Source organism: Bifidobacterium thermophilum (assembly GCF_002846655.1).
Taxonomy (GTDB): Bacteria; Actinomycetota; Actinomycetes; order Actinomycetales; family Bifidobacteriaceae; genus Bifidobacterium; species Bifidobacterium thermophilum.
Map to the genome: position 1 here is coordinate 170,503 of NZ_PCGX01000010.1, position 26,240 is coordinate 196,742.

20 protein-coding genes are annotated in these 26,240 nt (G+C 59.0%); 2 read left to right on the forward strand and 18 right to left on the reverse strand.

Going from position 1 to position 26,240, the window contains the following annotated elements:
* Window positions 1-28: 28 nt before the first annotated feature.
* The 9 genes from CQR48_RS06205 to CQR48_RS06245 form a co-directional block, all read right to left on the reverse strand.
* Complete coding sequence (locus CQR48_RS06205; protein WP_101452367.1) at window positions 29-2,116, reverse strand: beta-galactosidase; 2,088 nt, start codon at window positions 2,114-2,116, stop codon at window positions 29-31.
* 172 nt (window positions 2,117-2,288) lie between these two features.
* Window positions 2,289-3,302, reverse strand: coding sequence for a LacI family DNA-binding transcriptional regulator (locus tag CQR48_RS06210; RefSeq protein ID WP_101452368.1), 1,014 nt, complete (start codon window positions 3,300-3,302; stop codon window positions 2,289-2,291).
* A gap of 222 nt (window positions 3,303-3,524) precedes the next feature.
* A complete protein-coding gene (locus CQR48_RS06215; RefSeq protein ID WP_180335138.1) occupies window positions 3,525-4,271 on the reverse strand; it encodes a pseudouridine synthase in 747 nt (248 codons plus the stop codon).
* A gap of 134 nt (window positions 4,272-4,405) precedes the next feature.
* A complete protein-coding gene (glmS, locus tag CQR48_RS06220) occupies window positions 4,406-6,295 on the reverse strand; it encodes a glutamine--fructose-6-phosphate transaminase (isomerizing) (RefSeq protein ID WP_101452370.1) in 1,890 nt (629 codons plus the stop codon).
* 88 nt (window positions 6,296-6,383) lie between these two features.
* Window positions 6,384-7,007, reverse strand: coding sequence for a hypothetical protein (locus tag CQR48_RS06225; RefSeq protein WP_015450777.1), 624 nt, complete (start codon window positions 7,005-7,007; stop codon window positions 6,384-6,386).
* Between the two features lie 160 nt (window positions 7,008-7,167).
* Window positions 7,168-7,686, reverse strand: coding sequence for a hypothetical protein (locus tag CQR48_RS06230; protein WP_238552114.1), 519 nt, complete (start codon window positions 7,684-7,686; stop codon window positions 7,168-7,170).
* Between the two features lie 169 nt (window positions 7,687-7,855).
* Window positions 7,856-9,034, reverse strand: a complete 1,179-nt coding sequence (locus CQR48_RS06235; RefSeq protein ID WP_033491901.1) for a hypothetical protein — start codon at window positions 9,032-9,034, stop codon at window positions 7,856-7,858.
* Window positions 9,031-9,729, reverse strand: coding sequence for an ATP-binding cassette domain-containing protein (locus CQR48_RS06240; protein WP_101452371.1), 699 nt, complete (start codon window positions 9,727-9,729; stop codon window positions 9,031-9,033). Before CQR48_RS06240 ends, CQR48_RS06235 begins: the two co-directional genes overlap by 4 nt.
* Entirely contained in the window at window positions 9,726-10,841 is a 1,116-nt protein-coding gene (locus CQR48_RS06245) for a hypothetical protein (protein ID WP_244898956.1), read from the reverse strand. Before CQR48_RS06245 ends, CQR48_RS06240 begins: the two co-directional genes overlap by 4 nt.
* Window positions 10,842-11,225: 384 nt before the next feature.
* On the opposite strand from CQR48_RS06245, the gene CQR48_RS06250 reads away from it, so the two are divergent.
* Together CQR48_RS06250 and CQR48_RS06255 are read left to right on the forward strand one after the other, a co-directional pair.
* Complete coding sequence (locus tag CQR48_RS06250) at window positions 11,226-11,927, forward strand: response regulator transcription factor (RefSeq protein ID WP_229089154.1); 702 nt, start codon at window positions 11,226-11,228, stop codon at window positions 11,925-11,927.
* On the forward strand, window positions 11,903-13,237 hold the full coding sequence (locus CQR48_RS06255) for a sensor histidine kinase (RefSeq protein ID WP_101452373.1): 1,335 nt from the start codon (window positions 11,903-11,905) through the stop codon (window positions 13,235-13,237). The genes CQR48_RS06250 and CQR48_RS06255 overlap by 25 nt, the downstream gene beginning before the upstream one ends.
* A 333-nt stretch (window positions 13,238-13,570) precedes the next feature.
* On the opposite strand, the gene CQR48_RS06260 is transcribed toward CQR48_RS06255, so the two are convergent.
* From CQR48_RS06260 to prfB, 9 genes are all read right to left on the reverse strand, one after another.
* Window positions 13,571-14,422 (reverse strand): amino acid ABC transporter ATP-binding protein, encoded by an 852-nt coding sequence (locus CQR48_RS06260; protein ID WP_244898957.1) that lies wholly within the window; start codon window positions 14,420-14,422, stop codon window positions 13,571-13,573.
* A gap of 20 nt (window positions 14,423-14,442) precedes the next feature.
* Window positions 14,443-15,435 carry an amino acid ABC transporter permease gene (locus CQR48_RS06265; RefSeq protein ID WP_015450786.1) on the reverse strand — a complete coding sequence of 331 codons (993 nt, stop codon included), beginning with the start codon at window positions 15,433-15,435 and terminating at the stop codon, window positions 14,443-14,445.
* 317 nt (window positions 15,436-15,752) lie between these two features.
* Window positions 15,753-16,688 (reverse strand): ABC transporter substrate-binding protein, encoded by a 936-nt coding sequence (locus tag CQR48_RS06270; protein WP_015450787.1) that lies wholly within the window; start codon window positions 16,686-16,688, stop codon window positions 15,753-15,755.
* Between the two features lie 212 nt (window positions 16,689-16,900).
* Window positions 16,901-17,830, reverse strand: coding sequence for an ABC transporter substrate-binding protein (locus CQR48_RS06275; RefSeq protein WP_101452374.1), 930 nt, complete (start codon window positions 17,828-17,830; stop codon window positions 16,901-16,903).
* Window positions 17,831-18,158: 328 nt separating this feature from the next.
* Window positions 18,159-18,638: an SsrA-binding protein SmpB gene (gene smpB / locus CQR48_RS06280; protein WP_015450789.1), complete on the reverse strand. Its 480-nt coding sequence runs from the start codon at window positions 18,636-18,638 to the stop codon at window positions 18,159-18,161.
* Window positions 18,639-20,279: 1,641 nt separating this feature from the next.
* Complete coding sequence (locus CQR48_RS06285) at window positions 20,280-21,740, reverse strand: CHAP domain-containing protein (RefSeq protein WP_101452375.1); 1,461 nt, start codon at window positions 21,738-21,740, stop codon at window positions 20,280-20,282.
* Between the two features lie 236 nt (window positions 21,741-21,976).
* A complete protein-coding gene (ftsX, locus tag CQR48_RS06290) occupies window positions 21,977-22,900 on the reverse strand; it encodes a permease-like cell division protein FtsX (RefSeq protein ID WP_101452376.1) in 924 nt (307 codons plus the stop codon).
* The gene (gene ftsE, locus CQR48_RS06295) at window positions 22,897-24,252 is read right to left on the reverse strand and encodes a cell division ATP-binding protein FtsE (RefSeq protein ID WP_101452377.1); all 1,356 of its coding nucleotides are present in this window, start codon (window positions 24,250-24,252) and stop codon (window positions 22,897-22,899) included. Before ftsE ends, ftsX begins: the two co-directional genes overlap by 4 nt.
* Before the next feature lie 144 nt (window positions 24,253-24,396).
* A complete protein-coding gene (gene prfB / locus CQR48_RS06300) occupies window positions 24,397-25,530 on the reverse strand; it encodes a peptide chain release factor 2 (protein WP_015450794.1) in 1,134 nt (377 codons plus the stop codon).
* Window positions 25,531-26,240: the final 710 nt, after the last annotated feature.

Here is a 26,240-nt window from a genome sequence, read left to right on the forward strand (position 1 = left end):
TTCCGTATGTGTTCGCTGGCATCCGCCGTCAACCCATGCTGACGATGACGCCGTTCGGGGCGATGGTCGCCGTTCCGTCGCCATGGTCTTCGGCGAGAGATGCGACGATGGTACGCCCTTCGATATCCGCTGCGACCGGATGGTGCGTACGGTTGAACTGGAACGTGAACCGCGGCGCCTCATGTTCGCCGTCGCCGCGCCCCTCACGCACCACGCGCAGAATGTCGCCGGAACCTTGCCATGCCGGTACGCTCACGTCCATGGCCTCGAACATGGCCGGCAGGCTTGCGACAAGCCCGTCAGCGCCCAATCGGCAACCGACGTAGGCGGCACGCCCCTCGCCATATGTGTTGACCGTGATGGCGGGGACGCCGTTCATACCGGTCCACGAATCGGCTTGGTAGGTGGCAAGTATACGTGCGGAATCCGCGGTCGAGGTGATGACGTCCGCGATGTCGTGTGCCACGGTGCCGTTGCTCAGGTCGAGGTGATCAAGCACGCCGTCGCCATCACCCATCGGGGCGAATTCCTCGGAACGCACGCCGACAACATCGCGGATGGCCCCCGGATAGCCGCCGAGCCACACGTGGTCGCGTTCGTCGCTGATACCAGTGTAGTAGGTGGCGAACAGCTTGCCGCCTGCCGCGACATAATCACGCACGCGCCGAGCATCGTTTTCGCCCAGCAGGTACACGCTCGGCAGAACGACCATCTCGTAGCGATCCCAATCGCCCGCCAGCGGCACCACATCGGCGGTCAGCCCGCGATCGGCCAGCGCGGTGAACCAGTCGAGCGGTTCCGTCCAATGCCGCACCTGCTGGGTGGGTGTCGCCGTATGCTCGGTGGCCCATTCGCTCGCGTAATCGTAGACGACGGCAATCCGTGCCTGGCTCAGTGTGGTGCCGGGCAATCCCGCCTGCGAGAGCGTGTCCAGGTCATTGCCGAGCGCGCAGACGTCACGGTAGACCTGGCTGTTCCGTCCCGCGTGAGGCACCATGCCGCTGTGGAATTTCTCAGCTCCCGCTTGGGATTGACGCCACTGGAAGAAGCAGATCGCGTCCGCGCCCATGGCCAGATGCGCCATCGCGTCACGTTCCAACTGCCCGGGTTCCTTGCGGTAATTGATGCCACGCCAGTTGACGGCGCTGGTGGAATGTTCCATGAGGAACCACGGCTGTTTGCGGCTGATGCCGTCAACCAGCGAGGACGAGTAGGCCAGCTCGTCAAGATGCCGGCTTCCGGCGGTGAAATAGTGGTCGTTGGACACGAAATCGACTTCATGGCCCCAATCGTCATAATCGAGGGCGTTGCCGGGCGCACTGACCATGAAGTTTGTGGTCAAGGGGATATTCGGGGTAATTTCGGCGAGCGCGTCACGCTCCGCCTTGAAGAAATCCTTGAGCGCGTCGGAGCAGAACCGCTTGAAATCAAGCAGTTTGCCCGGGTTCATGAAATTGCCTTCCCCGATGTACCGCGGCGGGATGATCTGGGAGAAATCGGTCATGCGCTGGGACCAGAAGTAGGTGCCCCATGCGTCGTTGACCGCCTCGATGTCCCCGTAGCGTTCCTTGCACCAGCGCTGGAAGGCGCGCATGGCGTCATCGGAATAGTCAAACCGATTGTGGCAGCCGTACTCGTTGCTCACATGCCAGGCCACGACGGCCGGGTTGTCCCGGTAATGCTGTGCCATGGCACGGCACAGCCGCAAGGCGTACTCGCGGAAAATCGGGCTGGTGGGACGCCAATGCTGTCGCGCTCCGGGCCAGCAGGCGTCGCCGCGCTCGTCCTTCCACAAGACTTCCGGATGCTTCTGCGTCAGCCACAGCGGCGGGCTGGCGGTCGCGGATGCAAGGTCGACGGCGATGCCGGCATGGTACAGCTTGTCGATGATCCGGTCGAGCCACCCGAAATCGTAGACGCCTTCCTCGGGTTCTATCGCACTCCATGCGAAAATACCAAGGGACACGATATTGACCCCGGCCTGGTTCATGAGCTCGATATCTTCATCCCAGACGGATTCCGGCCATTGTTCGGGATTGTAGTCTCCGCCGTACCAGATACGCCGGGCGGCATTGTCCAGCGGTCTTGGCCAGCGATGTGTTCTGCGTGCTGTCATGGCGCTCCAACTGTATGCGTTCGGTTACTGGTGTTTACCATACCATTGACTGCCGTGTTTTTCCTTGACGGCGCTTCATACCTCGCCGCACGCGTGTTTTCTGCATGCGCCCCGCCGCATCGTTCGCCGGGATGTCACCACAGTCGTCGCATGTCGGGCTCACCGGCGAGGCTCAACGCGGGTACCGGGCCACCGACCCGCGTTCAATCAGCTCGCCGGGAATCACGGTTTTCACGTTCACTGGCACGTCCTCGCCTTCGCACTGCTTGCGGATCATGGTGAACGCCTCATGCCCGATGGTGTCGAAGCGCATGCGCATGGTCGTCAGATCGAGTTTGGGCACAATGCCCCTGAGCGAATCATCCACACCGACGATGCTGACATCCTCGGGCACGCGACGGCCGCCATCCTTCAAACCAAGGATCGCGCCATACGCCATCTGGTCGTTTGCCGCATACACGGCTGTGCATTCGGGGTCGTGGGCGAGCTCGAATCCGGCACGATACCCGCTGTCCGCCCCCCAGTCGCCAATCAGGGCTTGCGGTGCGGCGATGCCATGGCGGTCAAGTTGGTCGCTCCACCCTTGCAGTCTGCTGCGCGCCGCACGCGACTGCATCGGCCCAGCGATATGATGCACGGTGCTGTGCCCTTGTTCCAACAGATAATCGACAATGCTCGTGGAGCACCCATACTGGTCGGCGTCCACCGTGGGGCAGTTCGTAGATGCCCCCTCGCACACGAGCACGACCGGCATCTCTTTCGGCGGAACGAAGGTATCAAAATCAGGGACATCCTGCTGCAGCACGACGATGATGCCGTCAACCGGCAGTTGCGCCATGCGCTCGACCGCAGCCTGCAGCGAACGTTCCTTGCCGACGCCCATCGTGCGTACGGTGACCGCGTACCCCTCATCCACCGCAGCCGCGACGATGCCGTCAAGAATGCGGGAATCGCCGTAATCATACAGGCTGAACACCACGACGCCGATATCGTTGAACCGGCCGTATTTGAGCGCACGTGCGGCATAGTTGGGACGATACCCGAGCTTGTCCATCGCTTCCTCGACGCGCACTCGGGTTTCGTCACGCACACCTTTGCTCCCGTTGGTGACGCGGGAGACCGTTTGGGGCGAAACGCCGGCTTCCCTTGCGACATCCTGCATGGAGACAGTCAGGTTCCGGTTCATTGTTCGCCCCTTGATAGCTGTTGATACGGTGCCAAGTATAGGCGATACCCGTACGTCGGATACCCACTGCGTCTCACCTATGCAGAGGCGGTCAAGCGCCTGAAAAACCAGCCTTTCTTGCGGTGATTGAACTTAACTGCTTCAGTTGCGATTAGCCGATTCGCGGCCGTGCACCATCCGCCGGTGTGATTGTTACAACATTCCAAGACCATTCGGCCGTATTCATCGCCACCGCAACGGCGCCGACGAGACGAATACCATGTCCCGCCCGCTGACCGGATCTGTGAACTCGAGCCGGCGCGCGACCAGCTGCAAGGGCGTACTGAAATCATCCGGCCCACAAGGTTTGAGCGTCGGGTAGAACGGGTCGCCCATGATCGGCAGGCCAATCGAGCTCATGTGGACCCGCAGCTGGTGGGTTTTGCCGGTCACGGGGTGTAAAACGTACCGGCGGGTGCCGGCGGGCAGCGCCGTGGCGTCTGGAGTGTCGTCGGTCATGCCGCATGCGTCAGGCAGGTCTATGATCGTCCGCGCGTTCGGCTCCCCCGGTACCTCGTAGGCTTGCAGACGGCCGCGGTCCTTGACGATATGCGAGCAGCGCAGGAGCGGGAACACCGCCGGGGCGTTGAGGCGTGTGAGCGTGCCGGTATGCGGGCGTGTGACCGGTGCCGCCGGGGCCAGGCATTCGTAGGTCTTGCGCACCTCATGGTTCTGGAACAACATCTGGTAGGCGCCACGACAGGCCGGGTCACGCACGAAGACCACGATGCCGGCGGTCAGCCGGTCCAGCCGGTGCGCCGGCGTGATCTGCGGTTCTCCGTAGTGCTCGCGCAGTCTGATGAGCGCGGACTGTCGATACCACATGCCGCGCGGCGTGGTCGGCACGAAATGCGGCTTGTCGATGACGATGATCCGCTCGTCCTCGTACAGTACGCGGCACCGGAACGGGATTTCAGGCTCATTGGTCACCCAGCGGTGCCGCCTGGCTTGCGGCGTATGCCGTCTGTCTTCACCGGAGCCGGATTGCGCGTCGGAACGCCCCTCAGGCAGTGAAGCCATACTGGACGCCCCGACGCTGCGAGTCGCCGCGGGTATGTGCGACATCACTCGACGGTCACGGATTTCGCGAGATTACGCGGCTTGTCAACGTCATAGCCCTTGAGCGTGGCCATATCCATGGCGAACAGCTGCAACGGCACCACGTCCACGAGCGGGCTGAGCAGCGTGGGGCATACCGGCCGCCAGAAGACGACATCCGCGTACTGTTCGACATCCGGGTCGCCCAGTTCGGCAACAGCGATGGTGTACGCGCCACGCGCCTTGACTTCCTCGATGCCGGAAATCACCTTGTTGTGCAGAATGTTGCGCCCGCGAGCCGACGGCACGATCACGACGACCGGCTCACCCGCGTCCACCAGCGCGATCGGGCCATGCTTGAGCTCGCCCGCGGCGAAGCCCTCGGTGAAGGTGTAGGCGATTTCCTTGAGTTTCAGCGCGCCTTCCAGCGCGACCGGATAGCCCACATGACGGCCGAGGAATAGGAAGGAATGTGCATTGACCATCTGCTTGGCGGCCTGCTCGACATTGCCCGCCTGGTTGTCCAGCACCCACTGGATCTTCTGCGGCATGTCCTTGAGCTGCTCGAGGATGTGCCTGATCTCGTCGCGGTACATCGTGCCCTTCACCTGCGCCAGATACAAGCCCAGCAGATAGGCGGCGACGATCTGCGCGACGAAGGCCTTGGTGGAGGCGACCGCGATCTCCGGGCCCGCATGCGTGTACAGCACGGCGTCGGATTCACGCGGGATGCTCGCGCCTTGTGTATTGCAGATCGCCAGTACCCGCGACCCCTGCTCACGGGCGTGCCGCAAGGCCATCAGCGTGTCCATCGTCTCGCCGGACTGCGAGATCGCGACGACCAGCGTACGCGGGGTCAGAATCGGGTCGCGGTAGCGGAATTCGTGCGCAAGCTCCACCTCGACCGGGATGCGCACCCAATGCTCGATCGCGTATTTGGCGACCATGCCCGCATAGCTTGCCGTGCCGCACGCCACGACGATGATCTTGTCGACCTGGCGGAACACGTCCAGCCCGATATGCACTTCGTCGAGCACGATATCGCCCTGGTCGTCAAAGCGGCCGAGCAGCGTATTGGCCACGGCCTCCGGGTCCTCGTGAATCTCCTTGTCCATGAACGAGGGCCAGCCACCCTTTTCCGCCGCGGAAGCGTCCCAATCGACGGTGAAACGCTTGGAATCCTTCACCGGATTGCCGTTGAAATCGGTGACGATCACCTGGTCGCCGCTGATGCACACGGCCTGGTCCTGCCCGATTTCCATGGCCTGCTTGGTGTAGGCGACGAACGCGGCGACATCCGAGCCGAGGAAGTTCTCCCCCTTGCCTAGGCCGACGACCAGCGGAGAATCATGGCGCGCGCCGACGACGATATCCGTCTGGCGGCAGTCCACGGCGAGGATGGTGAACGCGCCGGTCAGCATACGGGCCACGCGCCGCAACGCTTCAAACAGGTCGGGTTTGCCGGTTTCCTTGATGATGATGTTGGCGACCTTGCCGAGCAGCTTCGCGGCGACTTCGGTATCAGTGCCGGAGGAGAACACGTACCCTTCGGATTGCAGATCCATTTTCAGCTGTGATGCGTTTTCGATGATGCCATTGTGGATGATGGCGATTTTCCCGTCCGCGCTCACATGCGGATGCGCGTTGGTGTCGCTGGGCTCGCCGTTCGTGGCCCACCGCGTATGTCCGATGCCGACCGTTGCGTCCGGAAGAGGCGAACGCTTGAGGTCGGCTTTGAGATTGTCCAGGCGACCTGCCTTCTTGCGAACGGCTACGAGATTCATGCCAGGTGCGGCAAGTGCGACGCCCGCGGAATCATATCCACGGTATTCCAGCCTGCCCAGGCCTTGCATGCATACTTCCAATGGTTTGCCGCATGCGGTCATGCCGCCTGCATATCCTACGATTCCGCACATAGCACACCAGTGTATCGGACGATTATGTCAAGCGCCGATGGCGAAAGTCACTTTCACATAACCGGCCAATCGGCGCTTGGAATGCACATCACGAATTCGTTTGGCACGCTTCGTACAGTTTCGCCTTCGCGGCATCATACCCTGGGGCGGATTCGTCGAAATACTTGCCGAATACGTCCTTGTCCTTGTTCTCGTCGCTGACGATCGCCTTGTAATCATCCACCGTCATGGATTGTTCGGCGAGCCCGTTTTTCTTCAGGCATTGGAGCAACGGTACCGCTGGATCCTCGTTCTTGGGATTGCTTTTCATGCTGTCGTGCAGAATGCTCATGCTGGTGAAATCATTGTCCTCGTCGCATTGGGCGACAGCGGAATCGCCATCGCTTTGGCTCATTCCGGCGGGATACGTGGTTTGCATGCCGCCTTGCGAGTCAAAAGTGACATCGACGCCTTGCTGTTTCGCGCAATCGCTGAAATGCTCGCTGAGTTCGTTGAACTCTTCGTCGGTGATTTTGCTGTCCTTCAGTATCTTCTTGGTCAGGGACTGGTGTGCATCATCGTAGGTGCGTTTGATTTGTTGCGCGTAGTATCCGGTGAAGACGGTACCGTCCTTCGCAGTGGCGCTACTCGATGCACTTGTCGCGGTGCCAGTGGACGGAGCGGTATGTCCTCCGCCCGCACAGCCCGAAAGCAATGTTGCACAGCACGCCATGGCGCATACCATGACTGTCACAGCGGTGTGACGGTTCCCCCTATTGTTGGTCTTTTTCATGATTTCACTTCTCGGAGTGGTGATTCTTTCGTTTCGCAGAGTCGGAAGGTGCGCTTGTGCCGCGAGTCCCGTAGCGCAAGCCCGCCTTCGCGGTTATTTATCATTTGGATTGATCGTTATCATCGGGATGTTCATGGACGTATACGTAGTGGGACAGATCGTTGATCTTATACCCGTCGTAACGTTCCATGCATTGCTTCGCAATCTTGTTCATCCTCTTCGCATTCGCACCATGGTATGGAGTCGGTGTCGTCGTGCCTTCCTCCCAAATGAAGGTGATGAAATCATCTTCGCTTTGAGCTTGGGCATCTACGCAACCCTCGACTTTGAATTCCAAAGCATTGATGTCCTTCTCGCTGATCTTGCCATCCTCTATGAGTCCCCGGGCAAAACCGGTCTGAAGGCTGTTGTACGTGTCTGCGAATTTTCGAGCGTATGGACCTTTGAACACATGTCCATTCTCGGCCTTCGCAGTGCTTTGCGATGGGGCTGGGGTCGCGTTCTGATGTCCCGAGCCGCAGGCGATGCACAAGAGGCATGCCACGATGACGCCGAAAATCAAAAACACATTTCGAATACGAGCAACGGTATGAGTCAACATCCCGGACCAATCACTCATACGCATACCAATGCCCTTGCATCATTGTCATCATTCTCATCGTTGAAACCCCTTTTCTATCTTGTGCCTCTTAGGCGATGCCTCATTGACGTCACGATTGCATTGTTTCGCACTTCATCGCACGATGCAAATCCTTGTCGTTAAAAACACTACAAATCCCAGCTTCCGGTCATCGATTCTTAAAATATCTGAACAGGTCACGTTCGCGAGTGACCAGCATCGCAAGCGTGACACCGGCCAACACACCCGCAAGGGCCGCCGCTGGAACTCTGGAAAGAATACCAACAAGCGTCGGTGAGGCAATGATGATCCCCGTATCCATATGGGTAATCGCCCAGATCGTCAATGGCAGCGTCACCAGTATCGCCGAACAGCACCAGACCAACGCCTCGAGCAGCATCTGCAGCCAGAGCGCGGTCTTGGGTTCGCCGCAATGCATGGCGGATGCAAGTTCGAGCCGCCTGACACGGACAACGGCGAATCCGATGAAGAACGCAATGACCAGCATCACGAGTGGAGCCAGTGCACTCTGTCTCTCCCGGAACGCCTTGACGGCATCCAACTTCGAGCCTTGCGTCGCATTCAATTGGCTGATCGTTGGTTGCTGCGAAGCATCCGAAGGCCATGAGGATACCGTGGATTGCAACAATGCCTGCAGGGCATCCGGAACCGGCCAGGTCTTCACCACGCACTGGTCGAAATCGTTTGCATCAACCGGAACCTGGCTGAGCGCCACATATTGGTAATTGGATGACCTACCGTCGTCCGGATACTGGAATACGCCGGCGATCCGTACACTGCCACCGGCATGCAATGCGAGTTTGCTTCCGGCGGAAGCGTTCACAGACTGCGCTGCCTGGGAGGAGAGCCAGATGCCATCGTAATCCCTGGTAGACAACGTAACAGTGCCGGAACGGGTCGAAGAAGCAAAGACACCAAGCGCCCCGGTCGTGGCATCAAGCGAAGGAATACTCGCAGATGGCAGGACGGCGGATGTGACCTTGTCGTTCTTCGACCGTAACGCGCCGGATGCGAGCACCCCGTCCACACTGGACAACCGTTCGCATGCTTCACCGCTAATCCTGCCTTTGAACTCGATGACGTACGTCGACGCGCCCGATGCGATATACCGGTCAACCTGCTGCGCTATTGACCGAATGCTGAACAGGTCGGCAGCAGACAACCCGCCGACCAACGCGGCGAGAATCAACATAAGCATGAACGCATGCGAGGTTCCGGACACGATATCCCGCCATGCTTCGTCCACGACACCACGCAGACGCATACGCCCTGTCGCAGCCGTATCCCGGTCAATGGCAGGCGCAACGGTATCTTGTTCCCGGCTCACTGGTAGTCCCTCAAATCGATGATGTCCGTGCACGCGTCGCGGGTGCGCGGATCATGTGTGGCGACCACGACAATCGCCCCTGATATCGACAACCCGTGCAAGGTTCGGTTCACGCTCGCCGCAGTCGCCAAATCAAGTTGTGCTGTCGGTTCGTCCACGAGAAGCAATCCCGCATGGGAAGCGACCGCGCGTGCCAACATCAGCCGCTGCGCTTCACCACCGGACAGATCACGGAACTGTTTGTCGGCAAGATGATCGAGTCCGAATACACGCAACAACGCCATGGCATGTTCCTCTGCTTCGCCTCGACGTTCTCCCCGCGAGATGTATGGCAGTGCCACATGGTCGATAACCTTTCTGCGCGCAACGCCATGAGGATTCTGCAACACCCAACACACTCTGCCACATGAAACCCGCGACACCTCGCCTTGAACCGGTTGCTGCCAACCGGCAATGATGGACAATAGCGTGGATTTGCCCGAGCCGGAAGGACCGACCAGCGCATAAACGCGCCGGGGATACAGCGTCATGGTGATATGTCTGAACAGCCAGTCGTCCCCGTCGAAGCTGTGCCCGACATCGTCGAGCTTGACATGGGCAGACTGCTCATCACCGGAATTGTCCTGAACTGTACTGGTTCCCGCCAATCCTGCAACCGCGGGTCGTATGGACTCGAGCCGGTCTTGCCCGCTCATCGGCACGCCTTGCCTGTGCTGGCGGGAACATCGACGGAAGTCAGGGATGCGCCGGATTGCACGCTGACCATCGATTTGCCAAGCTGGGAGGCGACCACATGGACGGCGACCGGCTTGCCGCGCGAAACCACGCATGCCGAATCCGCGGAGACATCGTACATCGCCGCCGGCGGCACCGAGACCACGTTCAGCGCTTTGGCGAGCTTCCAGCGATATGTAACGTTGATGGTGTTCGGAGCGGTGTCTTGTCCCGTGTCGCTTTGGGCCCCTCCGGTATCGGAAGCCTGCCCGGAGGCTGTCGGCTGTTGGGCGGCACGGTATTCGTTGCTCGCACCGATGGCTGAGAGCAGGGAGGCGTCAGTGCTGTCTGCTGTCTGATCGGTGATGGTGAACGTCGCACCGTTGACTTCCATGACCCGATCACCTTGCACCATCGAGGAATCATTGCGTCGGAACGTCGCACGGACCGGTTGGCTGGTAGTCGTCAGCACATCGGCTCCCTGCTCGACCTGCCCGCCATATCGGGCTTGGCACTCCTTGACAGTCACCTGCTGTTGGGGCAACCATGCGAACAACGACGTATCGATGCTCCACTGGCGCTCTTGCGTGGTTCCCTGCGTCCCGGCGGTTGTGGCAAGCGCATTGAAGGCTTTCACCGTATCCCACGTCATCACGTCCGAATCCGGAGCCGCATATCCGAGCCGTCTGAGCTCCGCATTGAGCGCCGCGATATCACCGCCCTTCATGCCACTGGTCATCGTCCGATACGGTGGAGTCCTGAGATACAGGGCGAGTTGGAGTTGTCCGTCAATGGCAATGAACGCGGAGCCTGATTCGATGTTGCTTCCGGCCGCGCACTGTCTCAACTCCGTAACCACTCCCCCAACCGGAGCGGCTACGGAACCGGATTCACTGCGTTCCACCGTGACGGTGACGGAACGCTCGTCATCATATGGTTCCGATCGCACGGCAAGTGTGCCCGCGCGCGTAGTCGACTCGAACGCGGTAGGTTGGGGCTCACGGGTGAGCAGAAACCCGCCGCACACGCCGGCCGCCAGCATGACGAGCGCGAGCAGAACAGCCACGGAGACGGACACAGTGTTGCGGCCCATGTTCCGGTTCGTACCGGTTTTCGGATGATGTAGCCGCATTCTGTGCTCCTTCGTGCAGAATCGAAACGTAGCCATTATCGGCAGGGAGGAATCCGCAAGCAAATCCTTGTCGTGCAAATACCTACACGGTCGCGATACTGGCACTCGCGCCAAACATGGCTTTGCGGCACGATTACCCGTTTTTCGTTGACTTTCCGCCGATACAGCGCCTCATCTCCCAAGCAAATCATGATTGCGCGTCTCACATATTGGCGCTGTTTTTGGAATATCCTGCGGAACGGTTTCCATGAAACCCATCGTTTGACGCCAATCCGGCGGCGCCGACACAGAGCTATGCTGGTGTATGAATACCGTATTCGAACAAGCACGGAGCCAGGCACCACCATGAGCCAACAGCAGACACCATCCGCGACCGGCAGCGACCAGACGACGGGCACCGTGCAGGTCGTGCTCGTCGACAACGACATCCTGGCGCTGAAGATGCTGCGCGAGATCATGTCCGCGTGGCCGCGCGTCGCCATCACCTGGACCGAATATAACGGCTCGGACGCCTTCGACCACTACCGACAATGCGAATCCGGCATCCGCGATCTGCCGGACCTGTTCATCACCGACATCTCGATGCGCGGCCTGTCGGGCGTCGATATGAGCCGAGCCATCCGCTACACCAACGGCACGATGCCGATACTCGGCATCACTTCATACGAGCCGACCCAGTTCTACCATGATGCCGCCGACGCCGGCATGCAGGCGGTTATCGGCAAGAACGAGCTGTCGGCCCTCAAAAGCATCATCATGGAGGTCGCGGACACCGGCGCTCTCGCCGTCCGACCGCCCTTCGAGGCACCGGGGCGGGCGCATCTGCGCATCCGGCAGGAAGGCCTGCCGTACATCCTCTCGCTGAGTCAGCAGGAAAAGCAGGTGCTCACCATGTGTTCGCACGGATATAGCAACGCCGATATCGCGCAGGTGCTCGACGTTAGCCCGTCGACCATCAACACCTACATCACACGCGCGTCGCGCAAGATGGGCGTGGCCAGCAAACGGGAGGCGGTGGCGTTATGGACGAAAACCATCGGACTGTAATCAGCAACACCATCACAACCGTCATTCCGCAACGATTGCGCCACCATAAACTGCACGTCGCCCTTTGCTTGGTGACCACGATACTCATGATTGCAGTGCTGGCGTTCTTCCCTGCGAAGACCCCGGTGCAATGGGTGGCTTGTATCATCGCCTGCTGCTGCCCGCTGGGCATCGCCTTCGCACCGGTACCGATGTCCATCGTCTCATTCGCCGTGGTACTACTGCTGATGTTCACTCCCGGAATATCACTCTCGGATGCCGGTTCGATCATTCATATGCTTACGCCGCTGGCCATAGGTACGCTCGCGTATTCGACACCCACCCGATGGTCAATCTGGAGTCTTGTCGCTTCGATCGTCACCTTGCTGCTGGCTTTCGACCCCCGCGAAGCGCTCTCGCAGGGGGACGCGCTCTCCTTCTTCGTGCTGCTCGCCTTGTACATCGTCACGTATGTGATGTGCGCGTCCATCCGCACCATCGCCATCGACGATCGGCAACGGCACCGCGACGCCGAGCTGGAGCTGTTGCAAACACAGCAGGCACATCAGCGGGAAGTCACCAGATTCGCGCAAATGACCCATGACGCGGTCACGGCAAGCCTGTCGAGTATATTCCTGCTCGCGCAACAGCATATTGACACGTTGGACACGGCCGGCAAGACGGCGGATGCGTCAGACGAGGATTGGCGGACCGTCCGGCAGCTCAGCGAGAGCGCCCTTGCCAGTATCCGCTCGGTCATCAGGACCATGAACGCCTCGGACGAACGCCCTGAGGATCATCTGGATGGCGCTTTACACAACCTTCCGCTACCGCAGCGCATCGGCATCGCGATCGAGCAGGGGCAGCATCTGCTGGCCCCGCACCATATGCATGTCGATGTGCATACGTCAGGGCAGATATCATCTCCCGCCTGCACACGGTCAGGCGACGAGGCGGTGACCCTCATCGGGGAGATCTTCACGAATCTGCTGCGGCACGCGTCCCCTGACAGCGCGCCCATGCTCACCATCAGCTACGATGACGACAACATGTCACTCATGCAGACGAACGCGCTGACACCAAAGTGCACACGTGGTAGCGGCACAGACCAGCAGTCGCCAAAAGTTGCCCAGGCTTCGGCCAGCCATGACGGCGCTCTGCCACAATCCCAAAGTGGATTGGTGCTCCACCGCGGCATCATCGAATCGCTGGGCGGCGAGCTGCGATTCAACAGCGAGGACGAGACGTGGACGCTCTACGCGCGCATCCCGTTGCACCCGCAAGACCACGGTTACGTGAATGCTCAATCGCCGCTGCAACACGCCAACTGAGTACTCACGTTTCGTTCCATGAACCCGTTTTGTTCAGCAAGTTTCCGAGCATACGACGCTCAGCGCCCGCAGCCCCGCCCCTTGTGCTAGCTGACTTGCGTCAGACCATGCACCATGGAAACCACTTGGGGCATTCGCCCAACAAGACGCCAACGCTCACGGAAACCGACGACAAAAACGCATCATCGCACCGGCTATCAGTGATTCTTGTAGACAGACCGCAAACGCCAACGATAATCGCAAGGTACATCGCCAATGCGGCACAACCACCATGACGCCATGCATCATTGCAATAAATCATTCGCATACCGTTTTCCTTCGCGACAACCCGTGTCACAGCACGTGCTGGAGGAAATCCTTGAAACGCGGCTCGCTCGGATGGTCGATAATCTCAGGACCACCATGCTCAACCACCACACCGCCGTCCATGAACACCACCTGGTCGGCGACCTCACGGGCGAACCCGATCTCATGAGTGACCACAATCATGGTCATGCCTTCGTCGGCGAGCTGACGCATGACGCTCAGCACCTCGCCCACCAATTCGGGGTCAAGCGCGGATGTCGGCTCGTCGAAGAGCATGATTTCAGGCTTCATCGCGAGAGCACGGGCGATGGCCACGCGCTGCTGCTGGCCGCCGGACAACTGGGACGGGTAATAGTCAAGCCGCTGGCCGAGTCCGACGCGCTGCAACTCGGCGACCGCCAGTTCACGCGCCTCACTCTTGCCCATATGCTTCACATGGACCGGCGCTTCCATAACGTTCTCCAACGCCGTCATATGCGGGAAGAGATTGAACCGCTGGAAAACCATGCCGAGTTTGGATCGCTGTGCCGCGATCTCCTTGTCGTTCAGGGTCTGGAGCACTTCCTTGCCCTTATGCTCAACTTTCTTGAAGCCAATCATCTCGCCGTCCACGCGGATTTCGCCGCCGGTCAGGGTCTCCAGCTGGTTGATCAGCCGCAGGAAGGTCGACTTGCCCGAGCCGGACGGACCGAGAATCACCGTCACAGTGCCCGGCATGACGGTCATGTCGATGCCTTTGAGCACATGGAGGTGCCCAAAAGCCTTGTGCACACCGATCGCCTCGACCGCCGGCGTGGTGTGTTGCGTCGTCAACTCGTCGTGTTGCTGCGAAGAGGTCTGCTGCGGGAACGCGGTATCGGTTGCTGTCTGGTCGCTCATGTCTGTTTCCTCCCTCACGCTCACGCGTTGAGCCCGATCATCTTCACGTTGTTGCCGCGGGCGATGCGGTCTTTCTTCGTCTCACTGACGGCGACCGGGCCGTCCAGCTGCTGATCGCCATTATCTTCGGCCACGATGGATCGGGCTTCGAAGCCCTTGCCGAAATGCTTTTCGAGACGGGACTGGATGACCATGAGGATGGAAGTAATCAGCAGGTACCAGATGCAGGCGACCAGAAGCAACGGAATCGGCTTGTAGATGCGGTTCGCAATGGCGTTGGTGGCGAACTGGAGTTCCAGCGTGAACGGCACGGCGAGTACCAACGACGTGGTCTTGAGCATGCCGATGGTCTCATTGCCGGTCGGCGGGATGATGATGCGCATAGCTTGCGGCAGGATGATGCGCCGCATAATCAACGAGCGTTTCATGCCGAGCGCCTTCGCCGCTTCGGTTTGCCCCGGGTCCACGGCTTCAAGACCGGCACGTACGATTTCGGACAAGTAGGCCGCCTCGTTGAGCGCGAGTCCAATCCACGCCGCGTTGAACGCGGTGATGATCGTGGACGAGTCGATGCTCCAGAAGGTCACCGACGTGAACGGGATGCCGAGCGACAGCTTGGGCACCAGCACGGAGAACAGGCCCCAGAACACGAGCTGCGTGTACACAGGTGTGCCGCGGAAGAACCAGATGAAGAACCAGCTGACCCCGCGCAGCACCGGGTTGATGGACTTGCGCATAATCGCCAGAATCACCGACAGGATGATTGCGACGACCATGGAAATCACCGTGAGCAGCAGGGTATAACCGATGCCTTCGAGCACGTTCTCGTTGAACAGGTATTTCCATACGATGTTCCACTCGAACCGCGGGTTGGTGACCAGCCCCTGCACGAGCATCGCCGCAAGCAGCGCCACAATCACAGCGGCGACCACTGGGCCGGTACGCTTCACGGGCAACGCGTGGATACGGTCGGGTATGTCCAGACCTTCGCCGTCGACTTGTTTCTTCGCCATGGTTTGCGCCATCTCCTGTTGTCGGTTCGTTGCCCAGTTCACACCATCAGCGTGAACACCTTGTGAACTTTATTGTCGCCACGCCCTGCGACACAGTCAAGATAATGTCCGTATCCCAATATCACAAATCAGTGCCGCACGCCGCATGGTCAGGCTGTTGTATCAGTCACGATTGATTCCCCAACGATGATTCCCCAATGAGTGTGCCCGCCGGCTATGCGGCTTACGTCGCATGACCGACGGGCGTATCAGCATGTCTCTTCCGCTGATGTCAACTGACACCCACTGATACCAACTGATACCAGCTGGCCAGCTGGTCAGCTCAAATCGGTCGGGTTGATCTCCGCCTTGTCCAAAGCGCCGGACTGCACGCCCCAGTGCTTCAAGATCTTCATGTATGTGCCGTCGTCCATAAGCTTCTGCACGGCCTTCTGCACGGCCTTGGTGGTCTGGTCGTCGTTCTTCGCGATGGCGATGCCCTGCTTGACCGAGCCCTCGTCCTTGCCGAGCGCCTGAAGCTGGCCGTCGGTCTGGGAAATCGCATAACCCGCGACCGGGGAATCCGCATAGAAGACATCGGCCTTGCCGGTCACCACATTGGTTGCCGCATCGGTCTGCAGCTTGCTGGAGAGCACCTCGATGGTCTTCTTGCCGTCGGTCTTGCACTGCTTGGCCGCCTTGTTGGCGTCCTCCTCCTCGACCGTACCGGTCTGCACTGCGATCTTCTTGCCGCACAGGTCAGAGGTATCGACCTTCTGCGGGTTGCCCTTCTTGACCACCCATGTGGCGCCAGCCTTGTAGTAGCTGACGAAGTTGACCGCGTCCATACGCTCCTTGGTGATGGTCAGCGAGGTGATGCCAAGATCGTACTTGCTACCGACCGACGGGACGATTGAGTCGAAGGAAGCGGAGATGATCTGAGTGTCCAGGCCGAACACCTTGCCCAGCGCGTTGGACAGGTCGACGTCGTAGCCGACCGGAGTCTTGCCGTCTTCCTTAAGGAATTCAGCCGGAGCATACGTGAGCTCCATGCCAACGGTGAGCTTGCCGTCCTTGGTCACCGAATCAGGCAGCATGGCAGCGATGGACGCGTCCTTCTTGATGCCGGAGACATCGTAACCGGTCGTGGACGAACTCGACGAAGAACCGGAGCCGGACGTCGCTTCATCGGTGGTACCGCATGCGGCGGCACCGAGCAACATGGCGGCGCTCAGCGTGCAGGCGAGCGCGGTCTTGAAAGCCTTGAATGACATATGTTCCTCTCTTCATGCATGTGGTCAGACTGTCTGCCATTCCAACATGCATATCTATGCATTGCTTCGCATAATATACTATGCCGCAGACTGCGGCACGAAAAAGACACGCCGGTCGTGCCGGGACGCAACAGGCGTCATCCGCGACACGACCGGCATACCATGGATACCCTGCGGGCGCGTAGGCAACACGCCCGGACGAGACGCGCAGCTCAGTCCTCGACCTTGGGGTTGATTTCCGCCTTGGTCACGGCACCGCCCTCGGCACCCCAATGCTTGAGGATCTTCCCGTACGTGCCGTCATCCATGAGCTTCTGCAGGGCCTTCTGCACCGCCTCGTCGGTGGCGGAATCACCCTTCTTGATGGCTGCGCCCTCCGGGGCGACACCCTCATCTTCACCGAGCGTGGCAAGCTGGTCGCCGGTCTGCGAGATCGCATAGCCGGCCACTGGGGTATCCGCATAGAACGCGACCGCCTTGCCAGTCACCACATTCGTCGTCACATCGGTCTGCAACTTGCTCGAAAGCACGTCCACCGGCTGCTTGCCATTCGCCTTGCACTGCTTGGAAATCTCGGCGACCGACTCCTCCTGCGTGGTACCGGTCTGCACGGCAATCTTCTTGCCGCACAGGTCCGAAGTATCCACCTTCTCAGGGTTACCCTTCTTGGTCACCCACGTGGAACCCGCCTTGTAGAACGTCACGAAATCAACGGAATCAAGACGCTCATTCGTCACCGTGAACGACGACACGCCGATATCGTACTTGCTGCCGACCGACGGAATGATCGAATCGAAATTCGCGGTCACCGGGTCCGCCTTCAAACCGAAGATATTCGCCATCGCTTTGACGATGTCAACGTCATATCCGACCGGAGTCTTGCCATCCTCCGCGAGGAACTCGGCCGGCGCGTACGACGTATCCATGCCGACGGTGAGCTTGCCGTCCTTGGTCACCGAATCAGGCAGCAACGCCGCAATCGAGGCGTCCTTCTTCACACCGGAGACATCGTAACCGGCCGTGGACGAGCTTGGCGACGAACCGGAGCCGGACTTCGTATCCGATGCATCGCTCGTACCGCATGCAGCAGCGCCGGCGAGCATGGCAACACAGCAAGCGGCGGCGCCGAAACGTTTCAGCATGCTTGCGGTTTGGCTTCCAGCGTGGCGAAAATAAGACATGACTGACATGGCTGAACCCTCTCTCTGTTCCGGACGCAAGAGCCTAGCGGCCGCGCCATCGGCATGGGCACCCGGGCGGATGCCCCGTCCTCGCCGATAGCCGCAGAATAAGCCCGCCATGCTACGGCGACGTTACACTTCACCGTAACCGTGCAGTGTAGGCTTGCAACGGGGAGTCTCGATATGCGGGCACGATTGTGGACGACGGTGTCACGATTCCGCAGCAAGACGGCCAACATTGAATGCCCGCGCCATCAACCATCTTCGCAGACCAGCGCAACGATAACGCTCAGATCACCTGCTTGTTCTTATAGCGCATGATGCGCAACGCCTCGCGCTTGTCCTGCTCCTCACGCAAAGCCTGACGCTTGTCGTACTCCTTCTTGCCTCGTGCGAGCGCGATTTCTGCTTTGACCCTGCCGTCCTTGAAATACAGGCTCAGCGGAATGATCGTATAGCCTTTCGCCTGGGTCTGACGCTGCAGCTTCTCAATCTGCGCAGCATGCAGCAGCAATTTACGCTTGCGCTTCGGGGCGTGATTGTTCCACGTGCCGTTGAGATATTCCGGGATATTTGCAGCCTCAAGCCACATCTCGCCACGCCTATCAATACTGACGAATGCTTCAGCGAGCGACGCGCGTCCCTCGCGCAGCGACTTGACCTCGGTTCCCGTGAGCACCAGTCCAGCCTCGTACGTGTCCTCGATGCTATAGTCGTGCCGCGCCTTGCGGTTCTGCGCAATCATCACAGTCCCCTGTTCTTTCGCCATTCCGTCCTCGTTCCTCATGTCCCTGGGGCACGCTCTCGTCTTGGATGCCCCGATGATGTGCGGGATCGTCGCGTCGTCCATCACCCTACGATGAGCGAGAACGTATGCGGTGCCCGCCACGCTGCCTGTCGAACCAACCATTGTACACGAAGTCGCACACGCCCGTATAGAGTCCGGCATCTGTGTCCGTCCCGCCGCTCAGCGCACCTCTTTCCATGCACCACCTTTCTCTGCTGCTTCTCCCCTGCACCATCTTCCCCTGCACCATCTTCCGATCCTCTTCTCCAACCGAAACAGTCGATTGATTGTGAGTCACCACTACCCACCGGCGGCGACCCCTTATCGTCGCATACCCTTTGCGCCCATCATCCAACCGATTGTGAGTCCCCACCCACAACCAGCAACTATCCGAACCGCCCAACAGTAACCGGGCTATCCCCAAACCGCTGATTGTGAGTCGACACTCACAATCAGCTACATACTCCTGATCCCGCAAACCCCTCACCCACCATCAACCCACCGATTGTGAGCCGCCACTCACAATCAGCAGCGGTTCCATGCCACATATTCGTTACCGACAATTTCCTGCTGAGACCTAGTGAGTCCCCACTCACAATCAACGACAATAGGACTGCAGATCTCTCTCACAAGACAGTTCCGGCATTGACTGTGTGTCCCACTCACAACCAGCAATGGCGGGATACACGCATCTCTTCGTAATTGCCGCACTACATCACAGATTGTGAGCCGCCGCTCACAATCAATGGCAAAACAACCGCCGACATCCACCACCCAACATCTGATCAACAATCGTTGTGAGCCGCCAATCACAACCAGCCGCCAGCATCGCATCAGTCTCTTATGCCACCGCAGAAAAACGTCGATTGCGAGTCGCCACTCACAACGGGTGATTTTCTGTGTCAATCACATGTCTATCTCCCGATTTCACGAATCAAGCTCGGAGTCACCACTCACAATCGTGAGCCGTGGCTCCGTCAACTCCCACCACGATTACCATCATCAATCGATTCAACAACAAGATTGTGAGTCATCACTCACAATCAAACGGCCGTGACCTCGTCAGCGTCCCTATTCACGCACTCCACTATTTTGTTTGTGAGTCGCCACTCACAAACAATGATGCAACGAGTGCGGATGACAGTAGATACAACGCGCAATCGTCCAAGGTTGTGAACGGCGACTCACAATCAGCCGAACAATGGCAGGAAATCTTCTCCGGGACAGTGTCATTCGCCTTGTTTGTGAGCAGTCACTCACAAACATCAGTAACCGGAGATCATTTTGTCAAGAACAACCGCCCAGGTCTGCTCAGGTTGTGAACAGTCACTCACAATCAACGCGAAGAGGACAACAATCGTGGGACGTTTCACGATTCCACAGTTTGATTGCGAGTCGCCACTCACAATCAACGCGAACGATTTCTCTTCTTCTCTTCTCTTCCGTTCTTCCCTCCTACCTCGCCGGAAACCGCACACAGCCGCGCCATCGACTCCGCGTATAGGAATGGCGGGAGTGCGTCGCATCAAGCAACACGCTCCCGCCATTTTGAGAGGGCGAAAGACCCAGCCCGTCAGCCAAAGGACGGCTCAGCAGTCCAGTGGTTCAGCCCAGCGGTTCGGATCAGTAATGAATGTACTGATAGCTCCCGGCGTTCGAAATCGTCTCATACGCGGGGAATGTCGCGAACCCGGTGCCGCCTTCGGAAACCAGCACCGAACCATCAGAGTTCACGCGCTCGACTACGGCGACATGACCGTACGCCGCATTCGCATACCAACGTGTCACACGCTGCCCGCGAGCGAATACCATCACCGCTCCGACATGTGGCGTGTTGTTCACCAAATATCCCAGCGAACGCGCGGTACCCGCCCAGTCGGCACCGTTGCCCATATACGAACCCACCGGCAGGCTCAACTGCGAACGGCGAATATACGCCCACAGGGTGCAGTTCCGCGCCGGATAAGTGTTGCCGTTGCCGATGTTGCCTGTGCGATGCCCGTAGCAGAATGAAGAGCCGGCAGGGCAACTTCCCGGCACGCCATAATTCATACCTGAGGCGCCGGAACCGCCCGAACTACCTGAATTATTTGAATTATGCGAAGTATTCGACGAATTCGAATTGCTCGGAGCACTCGGTCTTGACGCAGTCGAGCCGCTTGGTCCCTTGGAACTGGAACCCGACGAAGGCTTCTTGCCGGTATACTGCGCACCGCCGTTGGAAGGTGATACCTGCTGATTTGAATAGTTGCTGGACCAGGAAGTGATCTCCGACTCCATCGCGACGATCTCGGCAGCCTCCTTCGCCGACTGCGAAGTCAGCTGGCTTTTCTGGCTTTCCAACGAGGCACGCTCGGCATTGCCCTGAGCCAACAGATCATTCAGCTCGGACTGCTTGGCTTGGGCAGTTTCCACGGCCTTCTGGGCCGCGGCCGCCTGCGTGTCGTACTTCTGCTTGAGCGTGGTGATTTCATCCTCGATTGCCGCAAGCCGCTGCTCGCGGTTCTTCGCAGTGCTCAGCTGCGTCGCGGCGTCGCTTGCAGCATTGCTTTCGGTTCGCGTGACTGCGGCATCGGCCTGCATCTTGTTGACGAAATCCTCGGTCGTCGTGGAATTGGTCACCACATTCATCACTTCCGAGGCAGTGGTGCCGCGGAAGCTTTCACGCGCCATCTGGGCGACTGCTTCCTTCGCATCGTCATAGTTCGCGCCGGTCTGCTTGATTTGCTCCTGCAAGTTTGCCTTGTCCTGCTGAGCGGCCTCAAGCCTCTCCTGCGCAGCCTGCGCTTGGGATTGCGCCTGTTGCGCGCTGTTCTGCGCGTCTTCCAACGCCTGCTGCGCGGCGGGGATCTGGTTCTGGTTCAGATCGTTAAGTTGCAGGATCTGATTCGCCAACTGCGCGCTGACACCCGCCAGTTTGGCTTTGAGATCACTCTGGCTTTGGAGCTTTGCCTTGTACTGCTGCATCGTAACCGCCTGCGCCGGCTGCGGCGGCGCGATCATGCTTGCAGTGCCTGCAGCGATAAAAGTGAGCGATGCGATCAGTGCGCCCACAATGGCGTCGATCTTTTTCGTGCGCTTCATATCACAGCCTTTCTTGTGGTGTATCGCACATTGTACATAACGATGCTCAATGGTCAATGGGAATACCCCCGTCGCGTATCTGCCATCGACGTGTATACCTGGAGCATCTCAATACCAAAATTCAAGACGAGCTTGAACGACGCTGCGGCGGCAAGAATGGCGCTGACCGCCGACCGAGACGAGTTCTCTCGGCATTCGGACATGCCTGCACATCCCATAGGCACCGCGCACTTTCCTTACACTTTGAGGTAGCGTCGCAACGACACAGCGGACGAAAGCGCGGACAACACCATCGCGCCGATGACGAGTGCCGGCGCCGCAAGCCATACGGTTTTCTGCGTGATGAACGGCATCCACTGAACGGTTTGCGCGATTCCATCGGTAATGAAAATCTGTACAATTCCGCTCAATGCGCCGACCGCCAGCAGTGAGCCGATCATGGATGCTGTCATGCCTTCAAGGATGAACGGCAGACGAATCGTCCAGTTCGACGCACCGACCAGCCGCATAATCTCGGTCTCGTTCTTCCTCGATGCGGCGCTCATACGTATGGTCGTGCCAGTGAGCAGCACGGCGACCACAATCATGACACCTGCGAGGACCACCGTCACCACCGTCGCCTTGTTCAGCACATTGAACACCGGATCGAAGATCTGCCGCTGATCCTGGACTTCCTCAACCCCGCTCACGCCCGACAGCACTTCTGAAACCTGCTGGTATTTGGTCGGATCGGTAAGCTTGAGCCTCAACGATGCCTGCATATCCGCCGCAGTCAGCGTCCTGCCCTGATATACGCCGTTCGGATACTGCTTGAGGAAGGTGTTCTTATAGAACTCTTCACGGCTGACATACGTGACTTTGGAAACCACGGATCCAAGCTCATCCTGAATCTTCTCCTCGATATCCACGACCTCGCTGTCCGTAGGAGCCTTGCCGGACGAGCAGTTCGCTGATTGGCTCGTGCCGTCAGGACACAGCCAGACCACGACCTCGACTTTGTCGTACCAGTCGCCTTTCGCCTTGGTAATCTGCGCCTGCATCAGCACAGAGGCGCCGATGAACAGGAAGGAGATGAACGTGACCAGCATGACCGACAGGATCATCGGTACGTTGCGACGCAGACTCGTCCATGTCTCGGAAAGAATGAACCGTAATCTCATGACTGCTGACTTTCCTTCCCATCCGCATCATTCGTGTTTTGTGCGTCGCTGGTGTCTTGCGTTTCGCTCGTGGCTTGCGTCCCATCTACTCGTTGTGTAGCTGCTTCGCCATCAACGGCGGGCGGCATCGGCGGGGCAGGAGGCGATGGCGGGGCGGGAGGCGCCACCCGGCTGTTGTATGCACCCCCCTGTTGCGGTTGTACAGCCTGCTCATCCGAGGGCTGACCTTCGTGGCTGTGTGGCCCGGATGTCTCAACATTCGTGCCGTGCCGCTTGGCATACGCTTCCTCATGCTCGCGCTTCGCGGCGATATCCTCTGCACTCAGACCCTTGCCCCAGGTCATCGTGGTTTCCACGGACTGGAAGACCTCGCCATATCGGCCTGTGCGCCCGGAATGAACCGAATGGGCGAGTCGGGCGATACCCTCATCGCCGTTCTCCGAAGCCATCAGTGATTGGGCGACACCAAGCGTCGCCGAAGCCTGCGGTGACGCGGAACGCTGAGGACGGAACTTCGCATCAGGATCGTCAGCACTAGCTTCGACCGCCATGGCATCGGAAGTTCCGGCCTGCCGCCCGGACACTTCGTCCTGGCCCTCAGACGTCCGCACCGCGTTCGCGTTTGAAGCTTTCGATTCGACATCACGATCAGGGAAATACAAGGCTGAATCATATGAACCATGCTGCTCGTCGCGCACAATCTTGCCGTTATGCAACTCGACGACGCGTTTGCGCATCGAGTTGACGATTTCCTCGTTATGCGTGGCCATCACGATGGTCGTGCCGGTGCGGTTGATTGCATCAAGGACTTCCATGATGCCGAGCGATGTCGTCGGATCCAAGTTGCCGGTAGGCTCGTCGGCAAGCAGGATCTGCGGATGGTTCACATACGCACGCGCGATAGCCACGCGCTGCTGCTCGCCGCCGGACAGCTCATGCGGATAGTTCTTCTCCTTGCCGGAAAGCCCGACCGTCTGAAGCACCTTGGGCACCAACGTCCTGATGGTTGAGCGGCTCGTGCCAATCACCTCAAGCGCGAACGCGACATTCTGCCAGACCGTCTTGTTGTTCAACAGCTTGTAATCCTGGAACACAAAGCCGATGGAACGGCGGTACTGCGGGACCTGCCGATTCGTCAAACGACGCAGGTCATTGCCCGCGACGCGAATCTCCCCGTCGGTCGCCTCCTCCTCACGCAACAGCAGGCTCAGCAACGTCGTTTTGCCGGAACCTGACGCGCCCACAAGAAATACGAAATCGCCACGGTCGATATGCAGCGTGATGTCATCCAGTGCCGGCCGTGTGCCTTTCGGATAAATCTTTGTAACATCATCAAGCGTTATCAGCGACATGATTCCCGTCTTCCGTGTCGATTACCGGACGTGTGCCCCGAATTCTTGCCCCAAGGCGGATACGAGGCAGCACGTTGTCAAGTGTTGTCAGATGTGGTTCAGTTGTTGTTTCAAGGCTTTCGATGTTCCAAGGCCTGCGTCGCCTTAGGCTTGGGCAGCTTCCTCGGCGGCCTGCTTGCGCTGGTCGTGACGCCAACGGATGCCAGCCTCGATGAAACCATCGATATCGCCATCGAACACAGCCTGAGTCTGCGAAGTCTCATAACCGGTACGCAAATCCTTGACCATCTGGTACGGATGCAGCACGTAGGAACGCATCTGATCTCCCCAGCTGGCCTTGATATCGCCGGCGAGTTCTTTCTTCTTCTTGGCTTCCTCTTCGTGACGCAGCACCAGCAGGCGGGACTGGAGCACCGCCATGGCGGCCGCACGATTCTGAATCTGGCTGCGTTCATCCTGCATGGAAACCACGAGGCCCGTGGGCAAGTGGGTGATGCGCACCGCGGAATACGTGGTGTTCACGCCCTGACCGCCAGGACCCGACGCTTGGAAGGTGTCGACACGGATATCGGAGTCCGGAATATCGATGTGATCGGTGGATTCCACGAGCGGAATCACCTCGACCGCGGCGAAGGATGTCTGACGACGGCCCTGGTTATCGAACGGCGAAATGCGCACCAGACGATGTGTGCCGCCCTCGACCGATAGCCGGCCGTACGCGTACGGTGCATCGACTTGGAATGTGGCGGATTTGATGCCGGCTTCCTCGGCATAGGACGTGTCCATCATCTTCGTCTTGAAATTATGCCGTTCCGCCCAGCGCAGGTACATACGCAGCAGCATCTGGGCGAAATCGGCGGCATCGACGCCGCCGGCGCCGGAACGAATGGTGACCACGGCGGAACGTGCGTCGTACTCGCCGTCCATGAGGGTCTGGACCTCCATGTCGACGAGGTCCTGATCGAGCTGTTTGAGATTGTTGACGGCCTCGTCCATGGAATCCTTGTCGTCTTCCTCCGAACCGAGCTCGTACAGGGTCTCGACGTCGTCAATGCGCCGTTGGGCGTCCTTGAGACGCTTCAGTTGGGATTGCGCTGCCGAGAGCTTGCTGGTAACTTGCTGAGCGTGTTCTTGGTCGTCCCACAGGCCGGGCGCGCTCGCCTCTACCTCGAGATCCTTGATTGACGAGGCAAGGGCGTCCATATCGATGGCCTTGGCGATCATGTCAAATTTCGCCTTGGTCTCGTTCAAATCTTGCGTAAAGTCATAGTCTGCCACGTTTATCCACCTTACAGGCACAGGCGGAAATCGTCCGCCGACCCGTCCGAACGTTCACACCCTTCGCTGATTGTGAGCCGGCACTCACAGCCCAACTCCGAAATCACGTACCACGCGCGACACACGCGTCTCCCCTGCCAGGATTGTGAGTCAGCACTCACAATTTTCTGTGATTCCGCTCCCATTTGGTCACGAGCTGGTCTTCCTCCGATCTGATTGTGAGTCAGCACTCACCAATATCTGGGCGTCAAGCGCAACCTCCCCCGCTATCATGCGGCGAGCGCGATCTTCCCCTATCTGATTGTGAGTCGACAAACACAACCGAAGCTCCAGCCCCCCCTACGGTCGCCAATCACCACGGCCCCTGCGCCTAATTGTGAGCCAGCGCTCGCAACCCGCCAAGCTATGTCAACGATGCCAGCTCTCACCAGTCACCGTCAGTCGTCAGCAGCCAGCAGTTAGCAGCGACTAGCCACCTATCGCCAATCACCAGTTACCAGTCATCGGTCGGCTTCAGCTACCAGTTGGGACATACAAACGAACAGTTGTGAGTGACAACTCACAATCAGACAGGGAGAGACCATATCAGTCGCCGGCAATTGCTCATTCGTGTGCGCAAGGTGAGTCAGTGCTCACAATCATCGTCAGAGCAAACAGCGATGCCTTCATCACCCAAGATCATTGTGGGTTATTGTGAGTGGACGTTCACA